At 68.7% G+C, this 6,796-nt stretch carries 4 protein-coding genes; 2 read left to right on the forward strand and 2 right to left on the reverse strand.

The genetic code is table 11. From position 1 onward, the window contains the following. Positions 1–90 precede the first annotated feature (90 nt). A complete protein-coding gene (gene mutS / locus FG95_RS12880) occupies positions 91–2,754 on the forward strand; it encodes a DNA mismatch repair protein MutS (protein ID WP_052182347.1) in 2,664 nt (887 codons plus the stop codon). Continuing rightward, a complete protein-coding gene (locus FG95_RS12885; RefSeq protein ID WP_037556396.1) occupies positions 2,751–5,510 on the forward strand; it encodes a [protein-PII] uridylyltransferase in 2,760 nt (919 codons plus the stop codon). The genes mutS and FG95_RS12885 overlap by 4 nt, the downstream gene beginning before the upstream one ends. A gap of 12 nt (positions 5,511–5,522) precedes the next feature. On the opposite strand, the gene FG95_RS12890 is transcribed toward FG95_RS12885, so the two are convergent. Both FG95_RS12890 and FG95_RS12895 read right to left on the reverse strand, forming a co-directional pair. Beyond that, positions 5,523–5,936 (reverse strand): nuclear transport factor 2 family protein, encoded by a 414-nt coding sequence (locus FG95_RS12890; RefSeq protein WP_037556397.1) that lies wholly within the window; start codon positions 5,934–5,936, stop codon positions 5,523–5,525. 80 nt (positions 5,937–6,016) lie between these two features. Beyond that, a complete protein-coding gene (locus FG95_RS12895) occupies positions 6,017–6,568 on the reverse strand; it encodes a methylated-DNA--[protein]-cysteine S-methyltransferase (RefSeq protein WP_037556398.1) in 552 nt (183 codons plus the stop codon). Positions 6,569–6,796 lie beyond the last annotated feature (228 nt).

Below are 6,796 nucleotides of genomic sequence, written 5' to 3' on the forward strand. Positions count from 1 at the left end.
TTAACGTCCGCTCTCCACCCATACCCGCCATCCGTCCCCTGCATCCCCTCCGACCTTGCCATGCCGCCCCCAATCACTAAGCAGGGGGCGATGGCCGCCACCGCTCCCCGACCCGCGAACAGCAACGCCCCCGCGCCCGCCGCGACGCCGATGATGGCGCAATATTGGTCGCTGAAGGACAAGGCCGGCGATTGCCTGCTTTTCTATCGCATGGGCGATTTCTTCGAGCTGTTCTTCGACGATGCGAAGGCGGCCGCCTCGACGCTCGACATCGCGCTGACCTCGCGCGGCGAGCATGGCGGTGCGCCGGTGCCGATGTGCGGCGTCCCCGTCCATTCGGCCGAATCCTATCTCGCGCGGCTGATCCGCGCCGGGCACCGCGTCGCGATCGCCGAGCAGGTCGAAACCCCGGCGGAGGCGAAAGCGCGGGGCGGGTCGAAGGCGCTCGTCGCGCGCGACATCGTGCGTTTCGTGACGGCGGGCACGCTCACCGAGGAAAGCCTGCTTGAGGGACGCAGCGCGAACCGGCTCGCCGCGCTCGCGCAAGTCGGCAGCGAGGGCGAGGTCGCGATCGCCGCCGCCGATATTTCGACCGGTCGGTTCGAGGTCGTCGCGGTGCCCGCGGCGGCGGCCGACGCCGAGCTTGCACGGCTCGCGCCGTCGGAGCTGCTGCTGAGCGAGAGCGCCGACGAGCTGCCGATCACCTCGGCCCGGCAGGTCGTGCGCCGGCCTGCGTCGGACTTTTCGAGCACGGGCGCGCAAAAGCGGCTCGAAGCCTTTTTCGGCGTCCAGACGATCGACGGTTTCGGCCAGTTTTCGCGCGGCGAGATCGCCGCGATGGGCGCGCTCGTCGCCTATCTCGATCATGTCGGCACCGGCGGGCCGACCTTCCTTCAGCCGCCGCTGCGGCATCTCGCATCGGGGCGGATGGCGATCGACGCGGCGACGCGCGAAAGCCTCGAACTCGTCCGGACGATGGCGGGTGCGCGCGACGGAAGCCTGCTCGGCACGATCGACCGGACGGTGACGGCGGCGGGTGCGCGGCTCCTCGCCGACGATCTGGCGAGCCCGCTGACCGACAAGGCGGCGATCCTCGACCGGCTCGACCTCGTCGACGCACTCGCGCGCGACGCGCTGTGGCGCGGCGAGCTGCGCGCGGCGCTGCGCGCGTTGCCCGACGCCGGGCGCGCCTTGGGCCGCCTCGTCGCGGGACGCGGCGGGCCGCGCGATCTCGCGCAGCTGCGCGACGCGCTCGGCGGCGCGCGGTTGCTGCGCGAACGTCTCGCGCGGCGCGCCGATCTGCCGCCTTTGCTCGCGCGGCTGCTTCCCGGGCTCGACGGTCATGGCGCGCTCGTCGACGAGCTGACGCGCGCATTGATCGAAACGCCGCCGGTCGACGCGGCGCAGGGCGGCTATGTCGCCGAAGGCTACGACCATGCGCTCGACGCGCTGCGCGAAACCGCGCGCGACGGGCGCAAGGCGATCGCATCGCTCGAGGCGCAATATCGCGACCGTACCGGCATCGCCTCCCTCAAGATCCGCCACAATGGCGTGCTCGGCTATCATGTCGAGGTGCCCGCGAAGCACGCCGACGCGCTGATGGCGCCCGAATCGGGCTTCACCCATCGCCAGACGCTCGCCGGCGTCGTGCGCTTCAATTCGTCCGACCTCCATGAGGCCGCGAGCCGGGTGACGCAGGCGGGCGTCCACGCGGTCGCTGCCGAGGCCGCGCATCTCGAAACGCTTACCGACGCCGCGATCGGCCGCCGCGAAGCGATTGCCGCATCGTGCGACGTGCTCGCGCGCCTTGACGTCGCCGCCGCGCTCGCCGATCATGCGATGAGCCACAATTGGTGCCGCCCCGACCTTGCCGACGCGCCTTGCCTCGATGTCAGCGGCGGGCGCCACCCGGTGGTCGAGGCGGCGCTCGCGAAGTCGGGCGAGCGCTTCGTCCCCAACGATGTGTCGCTGTCGGAAGCCGACCGGCTCTGGCTCGTCACCGGCCCCAACATGGGCGGTAAATCGACTTTCCTCCGGCAAAACGCGCTGATCGTCGTGCTCGCGCAGGCGGGCGGCTTCGTCCCCGCGGCATCGGCGAAGCTCGGGCTCGTCGACCGCCTCTTCAGCCGCGTCGGCGCGAGCGACAATCTGGCGCGCGGGCGCTCGACCTTCATGGTCGAGATGGTCGAAACCGCCGCGATCCTCGCACAGGCGACCCCGAACAGCTTCGTGATCCTCGACGAGGTCGGGCGCGGCACTTCGACCTATGACGGGCTCGCGCTCGCCTGGTCGGTGGTCGAGGCGGTGCACGAGGTCAACAAATGCCGCTGCCTCTTCGCGACGCACTATCACGAGCTGACGCGGCTCGCCGAAACGCTCGATGCGCTGTCGCTCCACCACGTCCGCGCGCGCGAATGGCAGGGCGATCTGGTGCTGCTGCATGAGGTCGCAGAAGGCCCCGCCGACCGCAGCTACGGCCTCGCGGTCGCGCGCCTCGCGGGCGTCCCCGCGCCCGTCGTCAAGCGCGCCGAAGCGGTGCTCGCGAAGCTCGAAGCGGGACGCGAAGCGACCGGCGGGCTCGCCGCCGGGCTCGACGACCTGCCGCTCTTCGCCGCGACGCTCGCCGCTGCGCCCGAAGCGGCGAAGGACGCGCTGCGCGAAGCGCTCGGCGCGATCGACCCCGACGCGCTCGCGCCGCGCGAGGCGCTCGATGCGCTCTACGCGCTCAAACGCCTGCTGGCGGACGAGACATGAGCAATCTCTTCGACAATCTCGACCAGCGCCGCGCGATCATCGATCGCCGCGATCTGGCGGCGCGGCTCGACGCGATCGCCGCCGAAAGCAGCGATTCGGGCACGCGCCGCCGCGCGATGGTCGACCTGCTCAAGGGCGCGCTCGACGCCGGACGCGCCGAGATCGAGCGCCGGCTGCTCGAACGCCCCTCTTCGGGGCGCGTCGCGGCGAATGCGATGGCGTTCCTGATCGACCAGATCGTCCGGCTCAGCCATGATTTCACTACCGGTTATCTCTATCCCTCGGCGAACCGCTCGGCGGGCGAGCGCATCACGCTGATCGCGGTCGGCGGCTATGGCCGCGGCGAGATGGCGCCGCACAGCGACATCGACATCGGCTTTTTGACCCCGTTCAAGCAGACGAGCTGGACCGAACAGGTGATCGAAGCGCAGCTTTACACGCTGTGGGACCTCGGGCTGAAGGTCGGTCATTCGTCGCGTTCATTGGACGAGATGGTGCGCGCGGCGAAGGAGGATCTCACCGTCCGCACCGCGCTGCTCGAAGGGCGCTTCATCTGGGGCGACCGCGACCTTTACGACCAGGCGTCGGCGCGCTTCGATGCCGAGGTCGTCGCGGGCAATGCGCGAGCCTTCGTCGCCGACAAGCTCGCCGAACGCGACGAGCGGCACAAGCGCATGGGCGATTCGCGCTATGTCGTCGAACCCAATGTGAAGGAAGGGAAGGGGGGGCTTCGCGATCTCCACACGCTTTTCTGGATCGGCAAGTTCATCCACCGCGTGCGCACCGTGCCCGAACTCGTCGATGCGGGGCTGATGTCGGCGCGCGAGCTGCGCCAGTTCGAGCGCGCCGAAAATTTCCTGCTCGCGGTGCGCTGCCACCTCCATATCCTCGCGGCGCGCGCCGAGGACCGGCTGACCTTCGATTTCCAGCGCGAAATCGCGAACCGCATGAAATTCGCCGACCGCCCCGGCAAGAGCGCGGTCGAGCGCTTCATGCAGCTCTATTTCCTCCATGCGAAAAGCGTCGGCGACGTCACCGGCACTTTCCTCGCGCATCTCGACGATCAGATGGCGGCGCGCGGGCGGCGCTTCCTGCCGACGATCCGGCGGCGGCCCGGCAAGCTCCACGGCTTCGTCCTCGACCGCGGGCGGCTCGCGCTGCCGGCGGAAGATTTCTTCGCGAAGGACCCGGTGCGGCTGGTCGAGATTTTCGCGCTCGCCGACAAGCATGGCCTCGAAATCCATCCGCAGGCGATGCGGCAGGCGCGCCACGACGCCAAGCTGATCGAGACGCAGAGCGTGCGCCGCGACCCCCGCGCCAACGAGCTGTTCCTCGACGTGCTGACCAGCCCCCGCGATCCCGAAACGGTGCTGCGCTGGATGAACGAGGCGGGGGTGTTCGGCCGCTTCGTTCCCGACTTCGGCCGCGTCGTCGCCCAGATGCAGTTCGACATGTATCACCATTATACCGTCGACGAGCATACGATCCGCGCGATCGGCCTCCTCGCCGACATCGAGCAGAACCGGCTCAAGGACGATCATCCGCTGTCGACCGCGATCATGGACCAGATCCACTCGCGCCGCGTCATCTATGTCGCGGTGCTGCTGCACGACATCGCCAAGGGCCGCGGCGGCGATCATAGCGTGCTCGGCGCCGAACTCGCGCTGCGCGTCTGCCCGCGGCTGGGGTTGAGCGATGCCGAGACCGAGACCGTCTCATGGCTCGTGCGCTATCACCTCCTGATGTCGGCCACCGCGTTCAAGCGCGACCTTGCCGATTTCAAGACGATCCTCGACTTTGCGCAGATCGTGCAAAGCGCCGAACGCCTGCGTCTGCTCCTCGTGCTCACCGTCGTCGATATTCGCGCGGTCGGGCCGGGCGTGTGGAACGGCTGGAAGCGCCAGCTGCTGACCGAACTCTTCGACGCCGCCGAAGAAGTGCTGCGCCTCGGCCACAAGCAGAAAGGGCGCGAGGCGCGGATCGAAAGCAAGAAGGAGGCCGTGGCCGCCCAATTCGGCTTCGATGCCGGGACATTCGAAAAGCTCGCGAAGCGGCTCCCGGAAAGCTACTGGATTGCCGAGCCGGTCGAGGTGATCGCGGCGAATATGCTCCATATCCGCCAGGCGGGCGACGCGCCGCTCCATATCGCCGCGGTGCCCGACGACGATCGCGGGGCGACGCTGGTGATGGTGCTCGCCGCCGACCACCCCGGCCTCTTCTATCGCATCGCCGGCGGCATCCACCTCGCCGGCGGCAACATCATCGACGCGCGCATCCACACGACGCGCGACGGGCTCGCGCTCGACAATTTCCTCGTTCAGGACCCGCTCGGCCGGCCGTTCGACGAGGCGGGCCAGATCGGCCGGCTGACGCGCGCGATCGAGGATGCGCTCGCCAATCGCCAGAAACTGCTCCCCAAACTCGAAGCGCGCGCGCTGCCGCGCACGCGGGCCGAGGCATTCCGCATCGCTCCCAGCGTCTTCGTCGACAATAAGGCGTCGAACCGCTTCACCGTGATCGAGGTCAATGCGCAGGACCGCCCGGCGCTGCTCAACCAGCTCGCCTATGCGCTGTTCCAGTCGAAGGTCACGGTGCACAGCGCGCATGTCGCGACCTATGGCGAACGCGCGGTCGACACTTTTTACGTCACCGACCTCATCGGCGACAAGATCGACAGCGCGGCGCGCGTGAAGAGCCTCGAAAAGCGCCTGCTCGAAGCCGCCGGCAGCCGCAGCGAGGAAGCCGTCGCGGCTTGATCGAGGCGCCGATCACCCCAAAACGTTCGTTTCGGCCAGGCGATCGAACATCGGATGGTCCGAATGAATGTGGTTTTCGACCACAAAGCCGTCCTTCAGGATCAGGCGATCGACGCCCGTCATTTCATTGGGGCCGACCGGAAAGTCTCCGCGGATCACCCATCGCACAAAAGCTGTGTCGCCGCTTACCGCATGGTCGGTGACCTCGACCTCGAATGCGTCCAGCGCCGACAGGAAATTGGCGATGGCTGCAATATAGGCCTCGCGCCCCGCGACCGGCTCCGCCGCCCGCGGCCAGCGCCCGACAACTTCGGGCCAGACGACCGGCGCCACCATCTGCGGGTCGCGTCCGCGCGACCAGAAATATTCGAAACCCTCGACCGTCCAGCGGGCCGATGGGGCGGTGTCGTTCAATGCTTCGGTCATGCGGGCCTCCTTGCTTCTCGAAGGCTGGCATAGCGTATCAGGTAATGCGATCAATTACGCCACAGGTAATGGCTGGCGCGCTAGAAATCGAACCCTTGCTGGACCGGCGTAAGCGCCACGCCTTCGAGTGCGAGCATGCGCGCCTTCGACAGCGCGCCGCCCGGGGCCGAAAACCCCCCGATCGCGCCGCCTGCCGCCAGCACGCGGTGGCACGGAATGATCAGCGGCACCGGATTCGCCGCCATCGCCTGCCCGACCGCTCGGGCATGTTCGGGACCGGCATCGAGTGCCCGCGCGACCGCGCCATAGGTGGTCGTCTCGCCCCAGCCGAGCGTGCGGACATGGTCATAGACGCGTGCGAAAAAGGGCGGCTGCTCGCCCGGATCGACCGCCACCGCAAAAAATTCGGTGCGCTCGCCCGCAAAATAGCCGATTGCCGCGTCGATGACCGCCGCGATCCCGGCGGGCGGTGCGGTGCGGATCGCGCCGGGCAGGCGGCGCGACATCGCGCGCTCGGTTTCGGCGGCGGTCGGCGCAGGCAGCCGCAGCGCAGTGACGCCCGCACCCGCCCAGCCGATCGCCGCGACCCCGGCGGCGGTTTCGAAAAGCTGATATTGGCTTTGCCCGGCCATGCCCGCGCCTCCGTCCTTGCCCGAAATATAGGAGCCGATGGCGCCGGCGCCATAGCGAACGGAATATGGCCCCGGCGGTTGGGCGGCTTTGGGGTGGGGAGCTGTCGTTGCGGCAATTTAGCCCCTCCCCTTCAGGGGAGGGGCAACGCAGACTTGGCAGCTTGCTGCCTAGTCGTAGTGGGGTGGGGTCTATCGGCCTTGCGCAAGGCCGATGGCCCCCACCCCAAC

Origin of the sequence: Sphingopyxis sp. LC363 (assembly GCF_000756385.1) — a bacterium.
In the GTDB taxonomy this organism is placed as follows: Bacteria; Pseudomonadota; Alphaproteobacteria; order Sphingomonadales; family Sphingomonadaceae; genus Sphingopyxis.